The organism is Nitrospirota bacterium (assembly GCA_016194305.1).
Lineage (GTDB): Bacteria > Nitrospirota > Nitrospiria > JACQBW01 > JACQBW01 > JACQBW01.
Map to the genome: position 1 here is coordinate 23646 of JACQBW010000030.1, position 23491 is coordinate 47136.

General features: G+C 45.9%; 25 protein-coding genes and 2 tRNA genes. 13 read left to right on the forward strand and 14 right to left on the reverse strand.

All coding sequences use genetic code 11. The features are described 5' to 3' along the window. Positions 1–9: 9 nt before the first annotated feature. The 3 genes from bcsG (at position 10) to HY200_09240 (ending at position 2777) form a co-directional block, all read left to right on the forward strand. Positions 10–1515, forward strand: coding sequence for a cellulose biosynthesis protein BcsG (bcsG, locus tag HY200_09230; protein ID MBI3595127.1), 1506 nt, complete (start codon positions 10–12; stop codon positions 1513–1515). Between the two features lie 26 nt (positions 1516–1541). Further along, the gene (locus tag HY200_09235; protein ID MBI3595128.1) at positions 1542–2303 is read left to right on the forward strand and encodes a hypothetical protein; all 762 of its coding nucleotides are present in this window, start codon (positions 1542–1544) and stop codon (positions 2301–2303) included. A 392-nt stretch (positions 2304–2695) separates the two neighbouring features. Next, positions 2696–2777: transfer RNA gene (locus HY200_09240), tRNA-Leu, on the forward strand. Positions 2778–2819: 42 nt separating this feature from the next. Here the strand turns inward: HY200_09240 and HY200_09245 are convergent. After that, complete coding sequence (locus HY200_09245; GenBank protein ID MBI3595129.1) at positions 2820–3116, reverse strand: MoaD/ThiS family protein; 297 nt, start codon at positions 3114–3116, stop codon at positions 2820–2822. After that, positions 3113–4300, reverse strand: a complete 1188-nt coding sequence (locus HY200_09250; GenBank protein ID MBI3595130.1) for an exo-alpha-sialidase — start codon at positions 4298–4300, stop codon at positions 3113–3115. Before HY200_09250 ends, HY200_09245 begins: the two co-directional genes overlap by 4 nt. Positions 4301–4545: 245 nt before the next feature. On the opposite strand from HY200_09250, the gene HY200_09255 reads away from it, so the two are divergent. After that, entirely contained in the window at positions 4546–4803 is a 258-nt protein-coding gene (locus HY200_09255) for a cupin domain-containing protein (GenBank protein ID MBI3595131.1), read from the forward strand. 83 nt (positions 4804–4886) lie between these two features. Beyond that, positions 4887–5156, forward strand: coding sequence for a hypothetical protein (locus HY200_09260; GenBank protein MBI3595132.1), 270 nt, complete (start codon positions 4887–4889; stop codon positions 5154–5156). Between the two features lie 17 nt (positions 5157–5173). Here the strand turns inward: HY200_09260 and HY200_09265 are convergent, their stop codons facing one another. From HY200_09265 to HY200_09320, 12 genes are all read right to left on the reverse strand, one after another. Beyond that, positions 5174–6715 (reverse strand): 2,3-bisphosphoglycerate-independent phosphoglycerate mutase, encoded by a 1542-nt coding sequence (locus HY200_09265; protein MBI3595133.1) that lies wholly within the window; start codon positions 6713–6715, stop codon positions 5174–5176. Positions 6716–6729: 14 nt separating this feature from the next. After that, complete coding sequence (locus tag HY200_09270) at positions 6730–8082, reverse strand: tetratricopeptide repeat protein (GenBank protein ID MBI3595134.1); 1353 nt, start codon at positions 8080–8082, stop codon at positions 6730–6732. A gap of 26 nt (positions 8083–8108) precedes the next feature. Further along, positions 8109–8510: a ribosome silencing factor gene (gene rsfS, locus HY200_09275; GenBank protein MBI3595135.1), complete on the reverse strand. Its 402-nt coding sequence runs from the start codon at positions 8508–8510 to the stop codon at positions 8109–8111. A gap of 1 nt (position 8511) precedes the next feature. Continuing rightward, positions 8512–9174 carry a nicotinate (nicotinamide) nucleotide adenylyltransferase gene (gene nadD / locus HY200_09280; protein ID MBI3595136.1) on the reverse strand — a complete coding sequence of 221 codons (663 nt, stop codon included), beginning with the start codon at positions 9172–9174 and terminating at the stop codon, positions 8512–8514. Next, a complete protein-coding gene (locus HY200_09285; protein ID MBI3595137.1) occupies positions 9171–10427 on the reverse strand; it encodes a glutamate-5-semialdehyde dehydrogenase in 1257 nt (418 codons plus the stop codon). Before HY200_09285 ends, nadD begins: the two co-directional genes overlap by 4 nt. A gap of 45 nt (positions 10428–10472) precedes the next feature. Continuing rightward, positions 10473–11591 carry a glutamate 5-kinase gene (gene proB, locus HY200_09290; protein MBI3595138.1) on the reverse strand — a complete coding sequence of 373 codons (1119 nt, stop codon included), beginning with the start codon at positions 11589–11591 and terminating at the stop codon, positions 10473–10475. 2 nt (positions 11592–11593) lie between these two features. Beyond that, a complete protein-coding gene (gene obgE / locus HY200_09295; protein ID MBI3595139.1) occupies positions 11594–12622 on the reverse strand; it encodes a GTPase ObgE in 1029 nt (342 codons plus the stop codon). A gap of 41 nt (positions 12623–12663) precedes the next feature. Then, complete coding sequence (locus HY200_09300; protein ID MBI3595140.1) at positions 12664–13218, reverse strand: GNAT family N-acetyltransferase; 555 nt, start codon at positions 13216–13218, stop codon at positions 12664–12666. Positions 13219–13254: 36 nt separating this feature from the next. After that, positions 13255–13518 (reverse strand): 50S ribosomal protein L27, encoded by a 264-nt coding sequence (gene rpmA / locus HY200_09305; GenBank protein ID MBI3595141.1) that lies wholly within the window; start codon positions 13516–13518, stop codon positions 13255–13257. Between the two features lie 16 nt (positions 13519–13534). Beyond that, complete coding sequence (gene rplU / locus HY200_09310) at positions 13535–13852, reverse strand: 50S ribosomal protein L21 (GenBank protein MBI3595142.1); 318 nt, start codon at positions 13850–13852, stop codon at positions 13535–13537. A gap of 64 nt (positions 13853–13916) precedes the next feature. After that, complete coding sequence (locus HY200_09315) at positions 13917–14270, reverse strand: Spx/MgsR family RNA polymerase-binding regulatory protein (GenBank protein ID MBI3595143.1); 354 nt, start codon at positions 14268–14270, stop codon at positions 13917–13919. Positions 14271–14348: 78 nt separating this feature from the next. Then, positions 14349–14421 (reverse strand) — tRNA-Met (locus HY200_09320). A 217-nt stretch (positions 14422–14638) separates the two neighbouring features. Between HY200_09320 and HY200_09325 the strand changes: the two genes are divergently transcribed. The 8 genes from HY200_09325 (at position 14639) to HY200_09360 (ending at position 23490) form a co-directional block, all read left to right on the forward strand. Then, positions 14639–15049, forward strand: coding sequence for a helix-turn-helix domain-containing protein (locus HY200_09325; GenBank protein MBI3595144.1), 411 nt, complete (start codon positions 14639–14641; stop codon positions 15047–15049). 191 nt (positions 15050–15240) lie between these two features. Beyond that, the gene (locus tag HY200_09330) at positions 15241–15933 is read left to right on the forward strand and encodes a response regulator transcription factor (protein ID MBI3595145.1); all 693 of its coding nucleotides are present in this window, start codon (positions 15241–15243) and stop codon (positions 15931–15933) included. 437 nt (positions 15934–16370) lie between these two features. Further along, positions 16371–17207 (forward strand): undecaprenyl-diphosphate phosphatase, encoded by an 837-nt coding sequence (locus HY200_09335; protein ID MBI3595146.1) that lies wholly within the window; start codon positions 16371–16373, stop codon positions 17205–17207. A 295-nt stretch (positions 17208–17502) separates the two neighbouring features. Next, positions 17503–18657, forward strand: a complete 1155-nt coding sequence (locus HY200_09340; protein ID MBI3595147.1) for a hypothetical protein — start codon at positions 17503–17505, stop codon at positions 18655–18657. Positions 18658–18892: 235 nt separating this feature from the next. Then, positions 18893–19933, forward strand: a complete 1041-nt coding sequence (gene pstS, locus HY200_09345) for a phosphate ABC transporter substrate-binding protein PstS (protein MBI3595148.1) — start codon at positions 18893–18895, stop codon at positions 19931–19933. A gap of 175 nt (positions 19934–20108) precedes the next feature. Next, complete coding sequence (locus HY200_09350) at positions 20109–21425, forward strand: TolC family protein (protein MBI3595149.1); 1317 nt, start codon at positions 20109–20111, stop codon at positions 21423–21425. Next, positions 21422–22237: an efflux RND transporter periplasmic adaptor subunit gene (locus tag HY200_09355; GenBank protein MBI3595150.1), complete on the forward strand. Its 816-nt coding sequence runs from the start codon at positions 21422–21424 to the stop codon at positions 22235–22237. The genes HY200_09350 and HY200_09355 overlap by 4 nt, the downstream gene beginning before the upstream one ends. Beyond that, the gene (locus tag HY200_09360; GenBank protein ID MBI3595151.1) at positions 22234–23490 is read left to right on the forward strand and encodes an ABC transporter permease; all 1257 of its coding nucleotides are present in this window, start codon (positions 22234–22236) and stop codon (positions 23488–23490) included. Before HY200_09355 ends, HY200_09360 begins: the two co-directional genes overlap by 4 nt. Position 23491 lies beyond the last annotated feature (1 nt).

A 23491-nucleotide genomic window follows, 5' to 3' on the forward strand; every position in this document is an offset into this window, starting at 1 on the left:
TTAATGGGAATGTGGAATTTCTATTTTTTCTTAAAGTACTATCTTTTTTATAAGAGTATTATCCAGATTCATTTCTTATTAAACCTACTCCTTCTAATTTTCCTTATTATTCCTGTTCCGGAGGGATTTAAAAAGAGAAGTGAGCTAAATGCAATAAAGCTTGTCGTAAGTCTTTTTTTGGCGCTCCTTTTGTTATGGTACGATTCCTGGCTCCCTTCCTTCAAGAAGGTATTAGATTTTATCTTCGATGAAGGGATTCCTTTAAAAGAGTACCTCATACAATTTTCACACGGTTTTTTAAATTTGATGGAAATGACAATAATAGGTGCGATTTTGCTCATTTGTTTTATCGCCTATCGCAAAGAAATTCGCATCACGCCAATCTCATTGATTCTGTTGCTCACGGTTCCGTTGCAAAGTTACCATCATGAATTCAGCGACAAATCAGATAGGGCCAGAGCTCAAATTTTTGATGCAGACTTAAAAAAATCCATCCATTTTGTTGGGCCCGTTATAAACGGAGACGGTGAAGACATTATGATTTTGCATGTTTGTTCGCTCTCGTGGGATGACCTCAAAGAGGTGGGCCTGGATAAAGATCCCTTTTTCAACCAATATGATATTCTGATGACCCAATTTAATGGAGTAACATCCTACAGTGGGCCATCAGCCATCAGGCTTTTGCGAGCGAACTGTGGACAAGTTCCCCATCAATCTCTTTATCAAAATGTTCCAGAAGAATGCTATCTATTTTCTGCTCTTCAATCTGTTGGTTTTACGGAAAATGCCATCATGAATCATGATGGAGTTTACGGTCATTTTTCAAAGGAAATTCAGGAGCTCGGGCATTTGGTATCTCCCCAGATACCCAGTGACCTGCCGGTCCAGGCCTATAATTTTGACGGATCTGCAATATATGATGATTTTGCAGTTCTTGATAAATGGTGGAAGGAAAGGCAAGAAAACCCTTCGAGACAGGTGGCAGTGTATTACAATACCATTTCTCTTCATGATGGTGCCCATTTTAAGGATGAAAATGAATGGTGGAAACACGATCGAAAGGAACGATATCGATCCGCGGTGTCAAAGCTTTTTTCGGATTTGGAGAGATTTTATCAATTAGTTGAGTCAACAAATAGAAGAGGGATAATTCTGTTTGTGCCTGAACATGGTATGGCTTTAAGGGGAAGCAGGATCCAGGTGGCAGGCTTGAGAGAAATTCCACTGCCTCAAATAACCACCGTTCCTGTGGGGATCAAATATTTCGGGATCAAAAAATCCCATCGGGATATTCAACCCTTAATCGTTTCAAAGCCGGTCAGCTATTTGGCGCTCTCGTTCCTGATTTCTCAATTCATCAAGACTGGCCTAAACGATACTGATGCAAGTCAGATTCCAGAAACCGACTTTATGTCAGAAAATGATGGAGCCAAAGTGGTCAAGTATGAAGGAGAATTCTATATAAACGCGAAAGACAAACAATGGAAAAAGCTCACGTCGGAACAGATGAATTAGTTTGATAAAAGGAGAAGAATGTGGATTTGCCTAATATGAAAAATCTTGTCGCACTTTGCGTAATTTTTTTCTTAAACTCCTTTGTCGCCTGGGGATATGAGGCGCTCCCGGGTTCCACATGGGGTCAAATCAGTCACGATGATGACACCCTTGTCGGAAACGGAACGATGGGATATATCAATCAAGGAATAGACTGGACGACCCTTCCTGGCGGAATAAAGTTTAATACATTTGGCGAAGTGCGTTACCGATTCCGAAGCGAAAACAGGGCTTATTATAATACCTATGGTGAAGCCCTCGGACTGGAATTTAAGAAATCGATATTTCACCTGGGAGCCGATTATGTTTGGGAGACTTATCCTGAATTGTCAGACCATTCGAACAAAGTGCAATATTACTTAACCTGGTTCTATGATTGGGATCTCCAAAAGAAAAGAACGACCGGAACTAAGGGATTCCCCGGTGCATTCTGGGGCACGGTGACCCATGACGTAGACAGTCTGGTTGGAACCGGAACAATGGGATATGTCAATCAGGGAATCGACTGGACGACTCTTCCGGGAGGGGTTATTTTCAATACCTTTGCCGAGGCCCGATGGCGCTTTCGAAGCGAAAACAGGGACTACTTTGACGCCTATAGCGAAGCGGCGGGGGTCGAATTTAAGAAATCAGCTTTTCATCTGGGGATAGACTATCTCTGGGAAAAATATCCAGATTTAAATGACTATTCAGACAAACTTCAATTTTATCTTACCTGGTATACCGACTGGAATTTAAAGCCAAAATAAGTTGACAAATCCAGTCAGGTAATGCTAAAAACCTAATTTCCCTTAAAGCTCCTCCTAGCAGTTAAGTGATATGGGTCAATCAAGGCGATATCTGCTAAACTCGCTTATCGGAGTGGTTTCTTAACACAGGCAAATTTTAATTTGTTAGATTTTCCGGTTGTATTTAAAGAATGCCGAGGTGAGTGAGTGTCGTCACGAAGAAGTGACGACAGGCTACGAACGCCGCCGAGACGGTGAGGCGGCCGGGGGGATTGAAATTTCTTTTAGCATGTTCTAAAACGCAGAATTAATGGAACTGGGCGACAACCACCTCGCTTGCGGGGCGAAGCGGGTCTCTTTACCCAGCGGAGCTATTATTTGGTAGTTAAGAGATAGAAATTCAGTTAAAAAAAGCCGAAGTGGTGGAACTGGTAGACACGCACGTTTGAGGGGCGTGTGGGGCAACCCGTGGGGGTTCAAATCCCCCCTTCGGCATCCTTGTTTTTCTTTGAATTCGATAGTGGAGTTTCCTCCCATTTACCCACCGGCTATGGCTCCTACGATGATAAATGGCTCTGCGCCACAGGCCACCTTGTCGGGTAGCAGAGCGTCCGGAGATTCGAAAGACAGATCTTCCCCGCATGTAAAAAATCGGAGAAAGGGTCGGCGCTGCTGAGTGGTATGTTCACGAATTGTTCCTGCCAGCATTGGGTATTGCGCTTCGAGCGCATCAAGGATTGAACGCTGAGTAACGAGTCCCTTCACATTAAGTTGAACTTCTCCATCGGTTTTCGCTAGCGTTCGCAAATGATAGGGAAGTACAATCCGGATCATTTCAGTGTTTGAACTTCTACAGATAATACGGCCGGAAGTTGATGGACGATAGCATTCCAACTATCTCCGCCATCTGACGATACGTACACCTGCCCTCCGGTGGTACCGAAATAAATACCGCACGAGTCGAGCGAATCGACAGCCATTGCATCTCGCAAGATGTTGACGTAACAATCCTTTTGTGGGAGTCCTTTGGTCAGAGCATCCCACTGGTTACCACCTGTACGGCTTCGGTAAACGCGCAGCTTTCCATCGGGTGGATAATGTTCAGAGTCGCTTTTGATGGGTATCACGTATATCGTATTCGGCTCGTGTGCATGGACGTCTATCACAAACCCGAAATCGGTCGGCAAATTGCCGCTGACCTCTTGCCAGGACTCACCTCCATTATCACTGCGCATAACATCCCAGTGCTTCTGCATGAACAGCACATCGGGCCGTGCCGGGTGCATCGCGATGCGATGAACACAATGTCCTACTTCGGCATTCGGGTCGGCAATGTGTTGAGATACCAGTCCCCGATTAATTGGTTTCCACGTCTTGCCGGTGTCATCGGTACGGAACACCCCCGCAGCCGAGATTGCAGTGTACATTCGACCGGGATTTTTCTGGTCGAGGAGGATGGAGTGTAAACACATGCCCCCGGCCCCTGGTGACCATTTTGGTCCTGTGCCATGGCCTCGAAGACCTGAAAGTTCGTGCCAGCTTTTTCCGCCATCGGTTGTACGAAAAAGCGCGGCGTCTTCCACACCCGCGTAAATGGTATCCGGGTTGGTAAAAGACGGCTCAAGATGCCAAACACGTTTAAACTCCCATGGGTGCTGTGTACCGTCATACCACTGGTGAGTCGTAAGTGTTTTTCCGGTTTCGTGAGATTTGTCGTAGACGAATTTGTTGCTCTCACCTTTTGGCATACCCTCAGGCGTAGTCATCGGCTCACCAGGTGGCGTACCAGGTTGGAACCATGTTTCCCCCCCATCATCCGAGCGCTGGATGATCTGTCCGAACCAACTGCTGGTTTGCGACGCATAGATTCGATCAGGGTTTATCGGTGAACCTTTGATATGGTAGATTTCCCAACCGCCAAAATGAGGACCGCTAATCTCCCATTTTGCCCGTTTGCCGTCCGAGGTCAGAATAAATGCCCCTTTGCGCGTTCCCACCAGTACTCTTACACTGCCCATACCCTCCTCCTCATTTAAGACTTCCTTGTGGCAATTCCCAGGTCATGGAACGGGATGATTTTACCATAGGTTGCTCCGAAATGGGAATAAGGTGCCAAATCGCTTTTTCTGCTTTTAGAAATATCAAACCCGTATTTTTTTAAGTGAAAAACAGACCGCGCTCGATTATGATCTGAAAAGAAGTCGTTTATCACAGGAAAAAAAATGGCAGATCTCACGATTGATATTCAAAAAGTGGAAAAAGAGTGGGAATCCGCGGATTTCGTGGAAGTCTTTGGATCGATCCTCCTGGCCAGGTCTGGAGAAATTACATTCATGATGTCGATGAGCTGGTCATGTTAGTAGAAGGGGAAGTGGAAATTGAAATGAATGGGTTATCTTTTCATCTCAAGAGAGGAGAAGAATTTCTTATTCCTGCCTATTGCGATCATACCGTCCGGAATGCCGGAAAAGGCAGGTCCCGTTGGCTCTATTCCTATAAAACGAATACTAAGAATAAATAACAACAAGATCCTGCTGAAATCAGAGATTCCGGTCAGAACGGCTTCAGGATTGACAGAGAGGAAATCCATGGTATCTTTTAAACATGGACGATTTTGACCCGATTCTCAATAAACTGGAAGATCGATTTAATCAATTTATTCGTTGCGGAGAGGTGATGAAATTGATGGATTTACTGGCCCGGCAGGGTCTTTGGATCGATTTTTCGATTCAGCCCGGAGGGCCGGGTCTATTAACAGGCGAAAAGAACAGAATGGTTCCGAGTCCTTTAAAAGACGAAGTTCTTTGCAGAATGTATCGATGGATGAAAGATTACGATCGTTCCTTTCTAAAGGCAAATAAAATCAAGGAATAACTGAATTTAAACAAGTCTCATCTTTTAATCAGGGATTCTCCCGTCATTTCCGCCGGTTTCTGAATATCCATGACCTCTAATATCGTGGGAGCAATATCCGCCAGGACGCCTCTTTCTTTTAAATGATAGGGTGTCTCCGAAATCAGGATGAAAGGAACCGGAAAGGTGGTATGAGCCGTATGAGGTTCTCCGGTTTGATAATCCTTCATTTGCTCCAGATTCCCATGATCCGCCGTAATCATGACGGTTCCATGATGTTGTTGAATGGCTCCGACAATCTGTTCAAGACAATGATCAATTGTTTCCGCGGCGATAAGCGCCGCAGGGAAAATACCGGTGTGTCCGACCATGTCCGGATTGGCCAGGTTCAAAACGATAAACTGAAATTTTTCGGCTTGAATTTCTTTGATTAATTTATCGGTGACTTCCTGTGCGCTCATTTGGGGTTTCAGGTCATACGTGGCCACTTCCCGGGGCGAGGGAATTAAGATCCGCTCTTCTCCGGGATAAACAGTCTCTTTACCCCCATTAAAGAAATAGGTGACATGGGCATATTTCTCCGTTTCGGCGATTCGAAGCTGTTTTAATCCGAGATGACTGATGATCTCTCCTAACAAGGCATTCAGAGAGGTGGGAGGGAAAGCGGCGGGGAGAATATGGTTCTCGTCATACTGGGTCATGGTGACCACACGAATATCCGGAGGCGCTGTCCCCCGGTCAAAAGAGGTAAATGATTTTGACGTCAGTGCCATTGTTAATTCCCGTGCGCGGTCAGCCCTGAAATTAAAAAAGATGACCCCATCCCCGTTCTGAATCGGACCGACCGGTCTTTCATTCTGGTAAATAACCGCCGGTTTAACAAATTCGTCGGTCACGCCCTCCTGATAACTTTTTTGAATCGCGTCTGTGGGAGAAGAGGCCGGATTTCCTGTTCCTGGTACCAGGGCATCGTATGCCTTCTTGACCCGGTCCCATCTTCTGTCCCGATCCATCGCGTAGTATCGGCCACTGACTGTTGCGATCTGACCCACGCCGATTTTCGAAATAAATTCAAGAAGAGGTTCGAGATAAAGAAGAGCGCTCTTGGGCGGTGTATCTCTTCCATCCAGGAATGGGTGAATAAAGACTTTCTCCAGACCGTTTAATTTTGCCAGCTCCAGGAGTGCGTAGAGATGTTCGATATGGCTATGAACCCCGCCATCCGACAAGAGTCCCGCCAGATGCAGCGCCCTTTTATCTCTCTTCAAGTCTTTGATCAGATTAAGAAAGACAGGGTTTTTGAAAAAGGATTTGTCCCGGATCGATTTGTTGATTCTGAGAAGTTCCTGGTATACCACGCGCCCGGCGCCAATATTGAGATGCCCGACTTCTGAGTTTCCCATCTGACCTTCTGGCAAGCCCACATACTCGCCTGAGGTCATGATCTGGCAATGCGGAACTTTGGACAAAAGTTTTTTATAATAAGGGGTGCGGGCTTGTACGATGGCATTGAAATCTGGATTGGGGTTGATTCCCCATCCGTCAAGTATGATGAGCAAAACAGGGGTATTTTTGACCATGCGGCGTGAACCGGTTAACCCTTGGCGACCATAATCGGATTTTCAGTATCGGAAGAAGTTTCTTCCAGAATAGGGCAGGCGGTATAAGAGTTCCAACGTCCGCATCGGTGGCACCGGCCGGACCATTCCACCGTGTGATAATCGCAAAGCGGGCAATAATAGGGGACTTTGACGGACTCCTTTAAATGGAGCGCCTTCTTGAAAGCTTCGACGGCCTTGGCCGGAAAGCCCTTTCGCGCATAAATCAGACCTAACAATTTATAGAGATCCGGGAACCGTCCTTCATAATTCTCAATGGATATCAATAAATTATAGGCATCGTCGATCATTTCAAGCCGGAAATAAAGCTTACCCAGGTAAAATTTATTGACAATGTTTGAAGGGTCCCGTCTGACGATGCTCTGATAAAAACCGATGATTCGGGTCGGCTGGCCCATTTCAAGATAGAGATCTTCTATCCGAAAAAGAAGGGTGTGGTGCCCATTGAGAATAAATGCCTTTTCCCAAAACTCTCCGGCTTCTTCAACTTTGTTCTCATTGATCAAAACTTCTCCCAAGCCAATGTATGCGGGGAGGAAATTTTTTTCCATTTTAAAAGCACTTTTAAAATATTTCTTGGCGTGATCCAGTTCTCCGTTTTCAAGAAAACCTTTCCCCACCTCATATTTTAATCCAAGGAGAAGGTCATGGGCATCTTTAAGCCCCTGCGAAGAAAAATCCCCTTCGTTTTTCAAGATTTTCTCCTGAAGCGCATGAGCTTCTTCCCATTTTCCAAGGAGAATATAGACGTCTCTTAGTTTGGTTAAGGCCTGCAGGTCGGATTCCTGAAGTGCAACCGCCTCTTTAAGAACGCCAACCGCCTCTTCAAAACGGCCGCTTTCCTCATAATCTCTGGATAGCGCAAACAGGATTTCCCGATTCTGTTCATCCAGGCCTTTCGCCTTTCTATGCAACCGGACGGATTCGTTGAAATTCTTTTCTATCCGGAAAGCATTGCCGAGACGGAGCAGAGAATCGACATGATTCGGTTTTAATACCAGGATTCTTTGGAAAAGCCCAATGGCTTCTTTATTTTTTTTGGAGAGGAAGGTGTTCACGGCGTGGGTGTACATTTCCTGGATTTTGTTCTCTTTCTTTTGTTGTCTGGAAAATTTCCAGTTTAAGAAGAGATTTTTGGTTTCCCGGACTCCCGCGGAGAAGATAACAAAAAGACCGCCAAAGGCAATGGAAAATAAGACCAGACCGGCGACAGAAATATCAAGGGTGGAAGTCTGAGTGAGACGAAGCGTCACATGGGAGGGATTGAGATAATCGATGTATCCCAGCACCAGCATTAATAGAACAAAGATTACGAGAAACAGCCGCATAAAGAACTATCCTTTAGGGTGCCCGGTTATCCGATTCGCCTTTTTTTCCCGGCCGATTTTGTTTCCACTTCCAGTTCGATTCTGGGAGCGTCTCCCCACAAACCGTCCAAATTGTAAAAAGCGCGTTCTTCTTTTCGAAAGAGGTGGACAATCACGTCGTCATAGTCAAGGAGAATCCAATGCGAACCTTTTGCTCCCTCGATGCCCAGTGCTTGAATGCCCTTTTTCCCCAACTCTTTTTCGATTTCATCTGTTACGGCGCTTAACTGGGGCTGCGAGTCAACAGAACAGATTACAAAATATTCCGTCAGAGCGGTCAACTCCGTCACTTCGTAAACAACAATATCTTCTCCCTTTTTTTCGAGGGCAGATCTGGCTGAAATGAGCGCTTTTTCTCTGGATGAAATCGTTATCCGTTTCCTTTTTATTTTAGAAAAAAATCCTTTTTTTCATTATAAAAGATTTAACAGGTTCGGGCAAGAGTTTATTATCAAAATCCTTGCCAGATCTCAATTTTTCTCTGATATTGGAGGAAGAAATCGGATACGGTTCAATGACGAGGAGAGTTGGGCCGGGGAAAGCGTTGGATTTTAGCTCCAGCCGGTCAATTTCTTTCCTGTCCAGCATGGCGAGTTGTTTTGGAGAAGTTTGAGCAAAATAGGGGAGGGAAGATAACTGGATGAATTTGTAGCCCGGTCTCGAAACGACGACGAAATGGACCGATTCAAGGAGTGAAAGCGGTTCTTTCCACGATTCGAGTTCCAAAAACGCGTCAAGACCGATGATGAAGAAATAACTTTCATCCGGCGATTTCCGTTTTAGGACCCTGACGGTATCGATGGTATAGGAGCGATCTGGCCGCATTATTTCGATATCGGATACTTTGAGATAAGGGTAGGCTTCAATCGCCAGACGGACCATTTCATATCGATCAGCCGGAGAGGCGAGTTCTTCATCCAGTTTGTGCGGGGGGACACCGGTAGGAATCAGAATAATTTCATCGAGAGACAAACGGGAATGGACTTCCAACGCCAGGTGAAGATGCCCCAAATGAATGGGATTGAAAGTTCCACCCAGCAGTCCAATTTTCATTCTCGAATCTGGCCGTTTCCAAAAACGACAAACTTCTTGGACGTGAGCTCACGGAGCCCCATCGGACCCCGGGCATGGATACGTGATGTGCTGATTCCAATTTCTGCTCCCAGTCCGAACTGATACCCGTCGTTTAGGCGAGTTGAGGCATTGATCATCACCGCGGACGCGTCGATTTCATTGAGAAATTTCACTCCCTGGCTGTAATTTTCAGTAATAATCGATTCGGTATGCCGGGACCCATACTGTTCGATATGGGCCATGGCCTCTTCGAGCGAGGCCACCACTTTAATAGAAAGAATCAAATCAAGATATTCTGTTCGATAATCCGATTCGGTAGCCGGTTTAACAAATTCCCCGTAATTTTGAGTTTCAGGACAGCCTCTGATTTCCACCCCGCGCTGATTCAGTTTATCGAGAAGGTCGGGAAGTAAAAGAGGGGCTGCTTTTGCATGAATGAGAAGCGTTTCCATTGCGTTACACGTTCCGGGCCGTTGAACTTTCGCATTAAGTGCTATCTTCAGCGCCATTTCGAGATTGGCGTCGGAGTCGACATAAATGTGGCAAAGCCCCTTATCATGTTTGATGACCGGGATACGTGAACCTTCCGTAACGGCCTGAATAAGCCCTTCGCCTCCTCGCGGTATGACGAGATCGATTTCTTCATCCATTTTTAGAAGCTCGGCAGTGACTCCCCGGTCGGTTTTATTGATAAACGTGACTGCCCCTTCCGGAACGTTAAACATCTTTAACGCTTCCACAAAGAGCTCCGCCAGTTTTTGATTGGAATGGATCGCTTCAGATCCCCCCTTGAGAATGACGCTATTCCCCGATTTTAAGCAGAGACTGGCGGAATCAATAGTGACATTCGGGCGAGATTCATAAATAATCGCAATGACCCCGATGGGAACCGTCATCTGGCCGACTCTCATTCCGTTGGGTCTCTTCTTCAGGTGGAGCACTTCCCCAACGGGATCGGGCAATGCGGCAACCTCCTTTAACCCGTCTGCCATTTCTTCGATTCTTTTCCGATTCAGCGTCAGTCGTTCTATTTTGGCGGCTTCGAGTTTTTGCTCCCGGGCATTTTCCAGATCTTTTAGATTTTCCTGAAGAATATCTTTTTCAAATTTGACCAGGAGGCCTGCCACCGTGAGTAAAATATTATTCTTGATCGGAGCGTCTAAAATAGCCAGTTTTCTGGAAGCTGATTTGGCGCTTTTGCAGAGGGGTTGTAGGTATTCCTGATAGTTCATAGAAAGAAATTCCTTTTTAGTTTATTTGAACCTGTTGGTCACTTACTAATCGAGCAAAACCAGGTTATTGCGGTGAATCACCTCATCGGCAAACTTATATCCCAATACCTTCTCTATATCCGTTGTTTTGATTCCTTTAATCTGGTTGATCTCATGGGCTGGGTAATTGACCAGGCCTTTTGCGATCTCTTTTCCGTCCCGATTCAGACAATTCACAGCGTCGCCAGCCATAAAATTCCCTTCGACAGAAGTAATCCCGGAGGGAAGTAGACTTCTTCCCCGATGCACAAGGGCGGTCGAAGCCCCTTCATCCAGATAAATTTCTCCTTTGGATTTGATTGAAAAAGCAATCCAGTGTTTTCGGCTGGTCAGTCTCTCTCCTTTAAGATGGAAGAGGGTTCCGATTTTCTTTCCTGCGAAAGCCTGTGTTAAATTGCCTGAAACAGTTCCATTCAAAAGCAGGGTCTGCACGCCATAGGCCCCCACCTTTTTTGCGGCGTCAATCTTGGACCTCATACCGCCGGTTCCTTCCAGGGTACCGCTTCCGCTCGCATTTCTTTCTATTTCATCTGTTATTTCAACTACTTCGGACAAGAGTTTTGCCTCGGGGTCTACCCTGGGGTCCGCCGTAAAGAGTCCATCGACGTCGGTGAGAATGATCAGCAACTGCGCATCGATCAGATTGGTAACGAGAGCGGCAAGATGGTCGTTGTCTCCGAACTTGATTTCGTCGAAGGAGACGGTGTCATTTTCATTAACGATCGGAATGACCTGATGATCAAAAAGTGCAAAAAAGGTATTCCGGGAATTCAAGAATCTTTTTCGGTCGGCAAGATCTTCTCCGGTCAGCAAGATCTGGGCGACCGGGATTCTATGGGTCTTAAAGGTTTTTTCATAAAGCCACATGAGCTGACTCTGTCCCGCGGCAGCGGCGGCCTGTTTGAGCGGAATTGACTTGGGCCGCTCCTTTAAACCGAGTTTTTCCATTCCGGCTAAGATCGCTCCGGATGAAACCAGAACCACCTCAATCCCCCCCGTCTTGAGACGAGCAATCTCTTCAGCCAACTCTTCGATCCGGCTCTTATTTAATCCGACTCCTCTGGAGGCAATAATGCGGCTTCCAATCTTAATAACGACCCGTTTGCAATTTTTGATTGATCGCATGTTTATGCTTTTGAAATAAGTTCTGAATGACGGATCTGGTCCACCCGGCTTCCTAACAGCTGAATGAGTGGCTCGAGCCCTGAATGGGTGACGGCTGAAAAGGCTAGAAAATCGTATTGATTCTTTTTGCAGAATTGCTGAAGCTTTTTTAGTTTTTCCCCTGATTCCTGAATATCGATCTTGGAGGCCCCCACAATAAAGGGTTTAAGCGTTAAATCACGGTGATAGCACTCGAGTTCGTTTCGAATGATTTGAAAGCTTTCTAAAGGGTCTTCGTCTGTCATTTCTGAAATATCAATTAAATGTAGCAGAATCGACGTTCTTTCGACATGACGCAAAAATTGAAACCCGAGGCCTTTTCCCTCGTGCGCTCCTTCAATGAGTCCGGGAATGTCAGCTACCACAAAGCTTTTTTGATCCCCCCAGGCGACGACTCCGAGCTGGGGAGTCAGCGTGGTGAAGGGGTAATCTGCAATTTTAGGGTGAGCTGAAGAGATCGCTGAAATCAGGGTCGATTTCCCTGCATTCGGGAACCCGACCAGCCCGACATCGGCAAGAAGTTTGAGCTCAAGAAGAAGTGTTTTCTCTTCTCCCGGAAATCCGGGCTCCGCAAAAGTGGGCGCCTGAACCGTTGGGGTTGCAAAGTGTGCATTCCCTTTTCCCCCGCGACCTCCTTTGGCACCTACGAAGGTCTCTCCCGGGGCAACCAGGTCCGCCAGAACTTCTTCTGAGCCAAAATCCTTGATAGTCGTCCCCACCGGGACCGGAATAACCAGGTCCGGGCTGTTCTTGCCATACATTTTTTTCCCTTGGCCATGTTCCGCATGTTTGACGAAATAATTCTGCTGGTATCGCAAGTCAATCAGGGTGTTTAAATGTGGAGAGGCTTCGAAGACAATACTTCCTCCTTTCCCTCCGTCTCCTCCGTCAGGTCCCCCGCGGGGAACAAATTTTTCGCGGCGAAAACTGGTACAGCCGTTACCCCCGTCTCCGGCTCTGAGATAGATTTTAACTTGATCTATAAAATTCATAGGAACATTTTATCATTATTAGAAAGGGTTCAACAACCCCATTATGGCTGATTTAAAGCCAGCCACTCGTCTTTGCTGATTCCATAAACTTCCAGTGTGTAAATCCTGCTCCCTTTGTAGAGAGGCTCCTCCTGAGTTGACCGATAGGTCATCCCCGCATTTATGAGGACTTTCTTTGATGCAATGTTTTCAGGTTGGCACTGCCCCTCAATCCAGTGGAATTCACCCTGGCCGAACCAGGCTTCAATAAATGCGATGACCGCTTCTGTCATGAGGCCCTGATTTCGAAAGTTCTTATCCAGGGAAAACCCGATGGCACCCGTTCTTTCAACCGGGAACCATTTGAAGAAACCAATCATCCCGATTTTGGTCAGTGACTTTTTCAGGACCACTTTATAATTTGAAGGGGGATGCGGGGAAGAATAAAACAATAAGGTTTGCACTGCGGAAAAAAAGGAGAGTGCCTCCTCCCGCGCAGGGGTTTGTCTTTTTTGGGGAGTCCCCTGACAGGAAATCAGGCTCGCCCGGGGATCTTCATCCGAATTGAGTTCGATAATAAGGCGAGGAGTCTCCAGTCTGGATATAATCCTGGACATGCGCACTCCTTACATCTTACCTGTTACAGTTCAGGATTAGGCAGCTGCGGCAGGAATGACAGAGATGAATTTTCTTTTATTGGCCTTGATTTCAAATTTGATATGGCCATCGACTTTAGAAAAAATCGTATCGTCTTTCCCGATACCGACATTGAGACCGGGATGAAAAAGTGTGCCTCTCTGTCTGACGATAATAGAGCCCGCGGGAACCCATTCTCCACCGAATCGTTTGACGCCTAATCGCTGAGAATTGCTATCGCGGCCGTTTTTGGAAGACCCTACGCCCTTCTTATGTGCCATTGCAAAGTTTCCTTATCTATACCGTAATTTCTTTAATCTTAACTCTCGTAAAAGACTGCCTGTGCCCCCGGGTTCTACGGTAGTTCTTTCTCCGTTTTTTCTTAAAAACCAGAATTTTTCGGCTACGGTCCTGAAGAACGATTTCAGCCGTGACTTTTGCATTCTTAATTAAGGGAGTCCCCACTTGAATTTCCTGGTCATCGAGATGGAGCAAGGCAACTTGCTGAAGCTCAATCGTATCCCCGAGATTTCCTTCAATCTTTTCCAGATCGACAAACTTTCCTGGGGTGACCTGATACTGTTTTCCACCATTTTCAATTATGGCATATGACATCTGCTCAATCCTCCGCAAAAACTAACAAAATAGCATATTTTCTAAGAATCAGTCAATAGCTATTTTAGCGCCATTGTTTCGAAAACTCCTCTTCTTGAAATCCGACGGTGCTCTTTTTCCCATCCGTGACAAGGGGTCTTTTTATGAGCCGACCATCCTGGCTCAACATCACAATAATATCATCTTCCGACAGCTTCTTGATCAGTTCTTTCATATTTTTTGCACGATATTGGACTCCGCTCCGATTGAGAAATTGAGACACGGTTTTACCGCTCTGCCGGATTATCATTTTTAATTCCGTGACGGAAGGGGGAGAGGTGGTAATGTCAATTTCCTGAAACGGGAGTCTCTTGCCGGTCAGATATCGCTTCGCTTTAACGCAAGTTTGGCATTTGGCGTAGTGGTAAAACTTAAGCATATCGACTAGCGGCTCCCTGTCACTATCGGACCTGGACTGTCAGAAAGTTCGAGACTCTGTTTCCTGCAGAAAGAGTAATAGCGGCGGACGGGATCGAACCGCCGACCCAGTGATTATGATTCACTTGCTCTACCGACTGAGCTACGCCGCCCTGAATGAGTAGAAACTCTTTTCTTATCATTTCCTCATGATCTTTGTCAATCTCTTATCAAGCCATCTCCGCTCTGTTGAGTGGGAAACTTGGTCCTGATTTCTTTCCTTTCCTGAGAGAATTTTACCCATTTTTTACAACAAACTGAACGTCTTGATATTTAAGTCTCCCAAATTGGGAAAATCAATGCTTACGGATCGTAAGGAGAGGTGTCTGTATGATGGAACTCAATCAGGTCATTTTTCAAAAAAGAATCGCGCTATTCAGTCTGGTCGGCGAACTTCACAATGTGTCAGAGGCTTGCAAAAAAATAGGGGTCTCCCGTCAATATTTTTACGAACTCCGTAAAGATTATCAAAAACAGGGAGAAGAAGCTTTAAAGGTGAAGGACCGAAAAAAGCCAAATTTGAAAAACAGAGTCGCTCCCGAAATCGAAAAGGCGGTCGTCTCCATGGCATTCCAGAATCCGGCTTATGGTCAGGTTCGTGTCGCTCTCGAATTGAATAGAAGTGGCGTTCTGATCTCGCCTGGAGGAGTCCGTTCGATCTGGAAACGGAACGGATTGGAAAACTATCAAAAAAGAATTTCTCGTCTGAAGGAACGCTTCCTGATTCCAATTACGATCTGAAGCCTCAGGCGCCAGCCATACGATTTTTTCCAAAATAATGCACTTATTCCAATTTGTCACGAGAAAGAGTGTACTTTTCGAGTTTACAGGAATTTTACACTATTATGACCGCTCCGATTTATTGTGCGCTTAGACTACGCAAAATGAGTGAACCTCGTCGATTCGGTAAAAAAGCGTTTCTGGAAACTTAAATGTTAAAGAAAAAAATCGTTGTCCTCGAAGATGAACCTCACATTACCGAACTTTTGACACATCTATTTGAAAAAGAAGGGTATATCGTACGATCCTCTTCTGACGGAATTACTGGATTTCGAAAAATAAAAGAAGAAAAACCCGATATCCTGGTTCTGGACCTTATGATTCCGGGAATGGATGGTCTCGAGGTTTGTAAAAAGGTGAGAGGCGATGCTTCAGTGTCGTCCCTTCCTATACTCATGCTGACCGCAAAAGGGGAAGAATCCAATAAAATAATCGGACTTGAGCTTGGTGCGGATGATTATATGAGCAAACCTTTCAGTCAGAAAGAGCTCTTGAGCCGGGTTAAAGCGGTATTAAGAAGAGCCCATCCCCCGGCGACCTCTGGCAAGATCTATCATTATCAGAGTGTTTCCCTGGACACAGAACGGCATGAAGTCCGGGTCGATCAGAGAAATATTCTTCTGACCGCAAAAGAGTTTAAACTCCTCGAACACTTGATTATCAATAAAGGGAGGGTTCTCACGCGAGAGATCCTTTTGAATTCTATTTGGGGTTATGATTATTTTGGCACGACCCGCACCGTCGATGTTCATGTCAGCCGTCTCCGAGAAAAAATCCCGGTTTTGGCTCCTCAAATTTTATCGATCAATCAATTGGGTTATAAGCTAAAAGATGACTCAGAATAACGAGATTCCGAAAACTCCGAGAGAGTCCTTGGAAAAAATGCTTCGTTACCAAAACGAGAAAGGAAAAAAAGATGATTTGTCCAAATTTATTAATAAATACCAGCCCCAGGCTAGAATGCAGATGTGCTTCAACAGTTGAGAAACCTGAAGTTGGAACCGCTGACGTCAATCAATATTGTGCCACGGACCAATATGCTTCTTGTCCCAATTATCAAATGAAGATATCCGGTTTCAAGCGTGATATTCATCGTGAGGTCTTCCGAGCCCTCGGGTAACAAGAATCATGTGGTCAATTTCATGCCTCTTCTCTATTTACCTATTTTTCTTCAATTCCTTTAGATTCAGTCCATTGCATGACTTTTAGAATCGCATAGTTTTTTCGACAATTGACAGAGGCTATTGTCAAATTTGGATTAATGAGGATATACTCCATGAGTATGAATCCTATTCAAATGTTACTTTTTGCTATATTACAAGGGATAAGTGAACTCTTTCCAATCAGCAGTTTGGGTCACGGCGTCCTGGTTCCGGCCCTCCTCGGATGGGATCTAAACCGGCAAAATCCTGATTTTTTGCCGTTCCTCGTCCTGCTTCACCTTGGTACGGCGGGCGCGTTATTTATCTATTTCTGGCGGGATTGGAAAGAGCTGCTTTCTGCCGGATTGTTCCCAAAGAAAGAACAATCTTCTCAATCGAATTTTCGGCTTTTCTGGCTGTTGGTCGTTGCAACCCTTCCTGCAGGGGTCATTGGCCTCCTGTTTGAGAAAAAACTAAGGCTGCTCTTTGGGGGATTTAGTCTCATTGTCCTGTTTCTCATGATCAACGGCATCATCCTGATACTTGGCGACCGATTAAAACACCAGAAGGCAAGTCATCGCTTGGAGAGTTTAAGTTGGCAAAAAGCGATTTCAATCGGTCTGGCGCAAGCAGTTGCTTTAATCCCGGGCATTTCCCGTTCGGGGATTACCCTGATTGCAGGGTTGCGGAGCGGGCTCGATTACGCTGAAGCGGCTCACTTTTCATTTCTTCTCGCCACGCCAATCATTGGGGCAGCAGGACTTCTTGAAGTTCCCAAGCTATTTGCTGAAAGTGCACGTCTCGACCTTCTAATGGTTCTGATTTCAGGTGTGGTAGCCGGTCTCTTTGCCTATTTGAGTGTTTGGTTCCTGATGCGATATTTCAAGACCCATGAAATCAAAGCTTTAAGGCCTTTCGGATTCTACTGCATCAGCTTTGGCCTTGTGGCGTTGGTCTGGCATTACCTCTTTTTTTGATCTAGTCCTAATACAGTCCCCCCTCCTCAAAATATTCAAACTTCTTTAGAATTCGCATGATCGCTAACTCCAAAACTTTGGCGGATCAAATTTTATTTGGGAGGGGAATGTTCAGAAGAGGGAGTGATAAACCATTACTAAAATCTTTTTAAATATTAAATTGGTCCTTGACAATTCTTGAATTTTGTCGTTTATTTACTCCGAATTTACACATATTTGCTTTGAAATATAAACAAGAGCATTACTCTTTCGGGAAATTTTAATAATCGTTTATTTAATACAAAGGAGAGTCATAATGAAGCAAAAGTTCATAAATTCTATTTTAGGGCTTGCCATCGTTGCAGTGGCTGCGCTCGGAATGGTTCAGACGGTTAAAGCGGTCGAGTTGGATAAAGGTCTGAGCATTGACGTTCTCGGTTTCGTTGATTTCTTGGCAGTATCAGGAGATAGCTATAAAAATACGGCTGCAACGGGATCGGCTCCCGCGATTACAGGGGATGTCAATGCAGGAAAAGATAACGGCTATCATTTCACTCGGGCTTACATTACTGCAAAAGACAAGCTAAATGATGACCTGATGGTTCGATTGACCTACGATCAAAATGGTGGAACAGGCCAAAGATCTTTTGTTAAATTTATCTATGGAGATTATACTTTTTATCCGGGTCAGCATGTAATTCTCGGACTCCAACCAACTCTTTTTACCGGTTACGAAGAAGCATTTTATACCTTTCGCTTTCTCGACAAAGTCTTCACAGACCGTCAGGGGATCTTGACGACCTCTGATCAGGGTGTCAGCGTCGCAGGAACTTTTATGGACAAAATGCTCGATTACCAGGTCGGCGTATTTGAGGGCGAGGGATACAGCAGCGCGTGGGATGGTCAGGGTTTTGCTTATGTCGGACGCGTTGGGTTCAATATGCAAGGGGTCACCGTTTCCCTGTACGATCTGATGGAAACAAAACGAGGTGGTTTTGCGGAAGAAAATCCAACCCGCCTCATTGCATTTGTAACCTATGGAACCCCGGTGTTTCGTGTTGCGGGACAATATTTGACTGCGGATGATAATAAATCTGGTGTAAATCAAACAGCTTCTGGAGCTGTTCGTGGTGCGACTGGGACCAATCTGGCTCAGGGCCAATTTAATAAAGGAAATGGTTATTCAGTATGGGCCTATTCACGGATTCCAGGTATTGATCCTCTACGTGTTCTCGTTCGGTATGATTATATGAAACCGGATACCGATTTTGACAACAACACCAAAGGTACAGCGATCAATGGAAATGTCAATCCGGGAACCAATACACTTTTGAAGTTAGCATTCAGCTATGATTTAAGCAAAACAGTCATTGTGGCTCTGGAAGATAACATTATTACGAATAAGATAGACAATGTGGGAACCAGCGCGACCGACAATATTTTGGGTGTAAAGGCTCAGGTCGGGTTTTAATAGTAACAGATTACAATAGCATAATAGTATAGATGTTTAGCCCCCAGGTATGGGAGAAAAACTGATTTCTTCCATACCTGGCAATTTCCTCTCAATCTTTTCCTCGGCACCACTCTTATTTAAATCCCGATAACTATTTTACACCGATTTTACATCCAATTGATTGCACCTATAAACGAGAGGTCTATCTTTTGAACCGATTCATAAAATTACAAACCTAATCCAAAGGACCAAAATGATGAAATTCAAATTTAAGTTATTAATTCTGATTCTGTCTATCGGCTTAATTTCCGGAACAGCAGGATCACTTCTTGCTGCAGATGCCTTGTTAATTAACGGTGCAGGTGCAACCTTCCCCTATCCGATTTACTCCAAATGGTTTGATGAATTTGCAAAAAAGAATGCCGATCTCCATTTTAACTATCAGTCCGTCGGGAGCGGAGCCGGAATTCGTCAGGTGAGTGAAATGACCGTTGATTTCGGCGCAACCGATGGGCCGATGAACGATGATCAGCTTAAGACGAGCAAACAGAAACTCCTTCATTTTCCGACGGTTCTTGGCGCGGTCGTTCCCACCTATAATATTCCCGAAGTAAACGCAGAAATTAATTTTACCGGGCCGGTCCTCGCCAAGATCTTTTTGGGTCAGATGACCAAATGGAACGACCCGGAAATTGTCAAAACCAATCCGTCACTGAAATTTCCGGAAAAAGAGATTGTCGTCGTCCATCGTTCAGATGGTTCCGGGACCTCTTATATCTGGACCGATTTCTTATCTAAAGTGAGTCACGATTGGATGGAGAAGGTCGGCAAAGCGACTTCTGTGAACTGGCCGGTTGGACTTGGCGGTAAAGGGAACGAAGGGGTAGCCGGGCTCGTCAAACAGACCCCCTATTCGATTGGCTATGTCGAGCTGATTTATGCCATTCAAAATAAAATGGAGTATGGCAAAGTTCAAAATCAGGCCGGAACTTTTGTAAAAGCGTCTCTTGCCTCGGTGAGCGAAGCGGCTGCCGGGGCGTCCAAGAACATCCCGGATGATTTTCGAGTCTCCATAACCGATGCCCCGGGTCCAAATATCTATCCCATCTCATCTTTTACCTGGTTACTGATTCCTGAAGAAATTAAAGATCCGAAAAAGGGGAAAGCGATTGTCGATTTTCTGAAATGGATGCTTCATGACGGTCAGAGCCTCACGGATGCGCTCTCTTACGCGAAGCTTCCCAAGGAAGTCGTGCAAAAAGAAGAAAAGGCGATTACCAAAATTAAATATTAGTTTCTTTTTGGTACTGAATGTATTGATCTGCCGGTCGGATGTCTCTGACCGGCATTTTTTTTGACTGTTAGAATGTAAGGCATCTCGAGAAATGTCTCTGCCTGACGGAAATTGAACAGGGATTCATATTTCACTTTCAAAATGTTAATATGACTCAAAAGTAAAAATGGGGTCAATGTTTTTGATTGTCAGGATTCTTATTATTATCGCTTCAATCATGATCACGTTTCCGGCCCGCCTTACCCACGGTGCCACGGTTGAGAATGGTTCTTCTTACACTCTGGAGCAATGTTATCTTCTTGCTCTGGCACGGAGTGAAATCATCGCGTCTCAAATAGAATTGATCAATCAGGCTGAGGAACATATTCTGGAACATCGGGCCTCGTTTTCCCCAACGGTTAATTTCAGTTCAAATCTGACAACGCAGCAAACTCCCGACAATCCCCTCCTCCAGTCTGTTTTTTCAGCCAATCAGGCCACTGCGCAGGTGACTGCGAAGGAGAATCTCTTTAATGGCTTTCGGGATTTTGCGGTCGTTCGGCAAAAAACTTCTGAAAAAGAGGCCGCCCGATATGCGAAAGCCGAGGCAGAAGTCCGGCTTTTTGAAGATACGGCACAGTCTTTTTACAATGTTCTTGCTTATGAACATGATATTTCCAACTTTGAAAATGAGATTGCCGCGAATCAAAAGAGAAAGGAGGATCTGAAGGCCCGGATACGGGTCGCTCAGGCGAGGGAATCGGATCTGGTCTCGGTCGAATCCGCTATCGCCTCGCTGGAGGCGGTATTGTCGAATGCGATGGGACTTCTTTCCGTGGCCAGGGAGGTGTTTGCTTTTTTGACTGGCCTCCCCAACAATACGGCGGTTGTCGATGTTGAGATCTATCCTCAACAGTTAGGTGAACCGGAAAAATGGATGGAAAGTTATGAAAGGAGGCCCGATATTCAGGAGGCCAAATGGAATCTCAACGCTGCGGAAAGAGGCGTCCATGCCGCACAGGGAGGATATTATCCCTCGGTGGATCTCCTTGCAGATTACTACCTGACCCGCCCCGGACTCTATTCAGGGATAAACTGGGATCTACAGCTCAATATCACGCTCCCACTCTTTTCAGGAGGGCTGATTCAATCTCAGGTCAGAGATGCAGAATCTCAAATGCGCCAAAAGGAAACGGTCTTGTCGCAGACGAAAAGGGAAGCCGAACGGGACATTCGGTCAGCGTATAATATGCTGAAGGCGGATCTCATCCAGGTCTCCAAACTGGAAAAGGCCGCTGAATTGGCCCAGCGGAACTATGAACTTCTCTTGAAGGATAACCAGTTTGGTAACGTGTCCAATATCGATCTGCTTCAGGCATTGGCGAATGCCCATCAACTGAAGAGAGGGAGGGATCATGCCCGTTTCAATGCAAAATTGGATTACGCAAAACTCCAGGCTGTTTCTTCCGCCAGAGATCTTTCCAGTCCTCGAGACCCAGGAGTCAATCGATGAAGCAAGTCATCATGTGGATCCAGGCCCATAAGATCGTTGTTGTTCTGATTTTCATTGCCTTCGCGGTATGGATGATCGGCTTAAGGTTTCAGAAAATCCAGAGCGATAAAGGAACCTATTCTGATCCGGTGCAGAAGGGAACGATTATTGAAAGTGTTTATGGCATCGGGACCGTAACGGCAAACAGGACCTATCAGCTGAAGTCAGGTGTGACCAGTATTATCCGGAAACTTTATGTCAAAGAAGGTGACCAGGTCAAAAGAGGAAACCCGCTGGTTGCAATCGAAGGAACCGCGCTCATGACCGCTCCATTTGACGGCACAATAACCTCTCTTCCCTTTCGAAACGGTGAATCTGTTTTTTCCCAGACTGTGATTCTCAATTTGGTCGATCTTTCGGATCGATATCTCGTCGTCTCCCTGGAACAGCAGGGGGCCATTCATATCCGGCATGGTCAGAAGACAAAAATCAGTTTCGAAGGGATGCGGGAAACCTCATATGAAGGAGTCGTGGAGTCGGTCTATTCGAAAGAAGATAACTTCCTGGTCCGGATCAATACGCCTGATCTCCCGCCACAAATCCTCCCCGGGATGACGGCAGATGTGGCGATCGGAATTGCCGAACATAAGGATGTTCTCGTGGTGCCGGTGGCCTCTATCTTAACGGGAAGGGTCCAGGTGAAGCGCAACAACGAAAAGCCCTTTTCAGTACAGATCAAAACGGGACTGATTGACGGTGCAATGGCGGAGCTCATATCGGGCGATATTCGGCCCGGAGACCGGCTACTGATCCTCCGAAAGGTGGCTCCATGATCTCTCTTGCGATTCGTTACATGCTTGCTCGCCGGAGGCAGACACTCCTGACGCTCCTCGGCATCTTCTTCGGAACCGCTGCATTTATTTCGCTTTCAGGTCTAATGCTTGGCTTCAGGGAATTCCTCATCGATCAGCTGGTCAATAACAGCGCTCACGTTCATATCCAGGTGAGAGAGGAGTTTTTGACGGACCATTCCCTGGATCAATCATTTTATGGAAAGCAAATTAAGACCGTATTTTGGAATGTTCCCCCGTCCGGAAGAAAAGACTACGCCATCGTGGAGAATCCGCAAAACTGGTATAAGCGTTTGAATGCGGATCCACGTGTAGAAGGGTTCTCTCCTCAATTGACGGCGAGTGTGATCTTCAGCAAAGGGAAAGCGACTGCCCCGGGAACCCTGGTCGGCTGCGACCCGGTTCAACAGGTGAAAATCACGACAATTGGAAATTATGTGACCGAAGGGAGATGGAACGAACTGGCCGCAGGAGGAAACCGGATCATCCTGGGAGACGATCTGAGAAAGAAACTTGGGGTGCGCCTTTACCAGAATATCCTGGTGTCCCTGGCAAACAGCAAGCCGACCCCGTTTCAGGTGGTGGCCTTCTTTAAAACGGGCAATAAACTTGCAGATAGCCAGGCGTACGGAGGATTGGCAGATGTGCAAAAGGTTAACCGGACCTCCAATCAGGTGAACGAAATCAGCGTCAGGCTCCATGATTTCTCCCAGTCGGCGCAAATGGCGACCGCCTGGTCCAAAATCTCCCCCGAAAAGGTCGAAAGCTGGGACCAGCAGAATGCCAGTTTCCTCAGTGTCTTCTTTTTTCAGGATATCATCCGGTACCTTTCGATCGGGGTGATTCTGGTGGTTGCCGGATTTGGTATTTATAATATTTTGAACATGACCGTCATGCATAAAAAAAGAGACATCGCCATCCTTCGTTCAATGGGGTATGCCACGGGTGACATCGTCCTCCTCTTTTTTTCACAGGGTCTGATCCTGGGCCTCCTCGGATCTGCTTGCGGTCTGATATTCGGGTATCTAATATCGAATTACCTCTCCACGATACCCTTTCAGGGAGGTCCCGCCGGAGGCAGCCTGACCGGCACTTTGATGATCTCCCGAAATCCGAATATTTATATCCAGGCCGGAATTCTTGGAATCGTCTCTTCCTGTATTGCGGCGATTCTCCCTGCCCGTTCGGCAGGTCGGCTTGCTCCCATTGAAATCATCCGTGCCGGAGCGGAGTAAA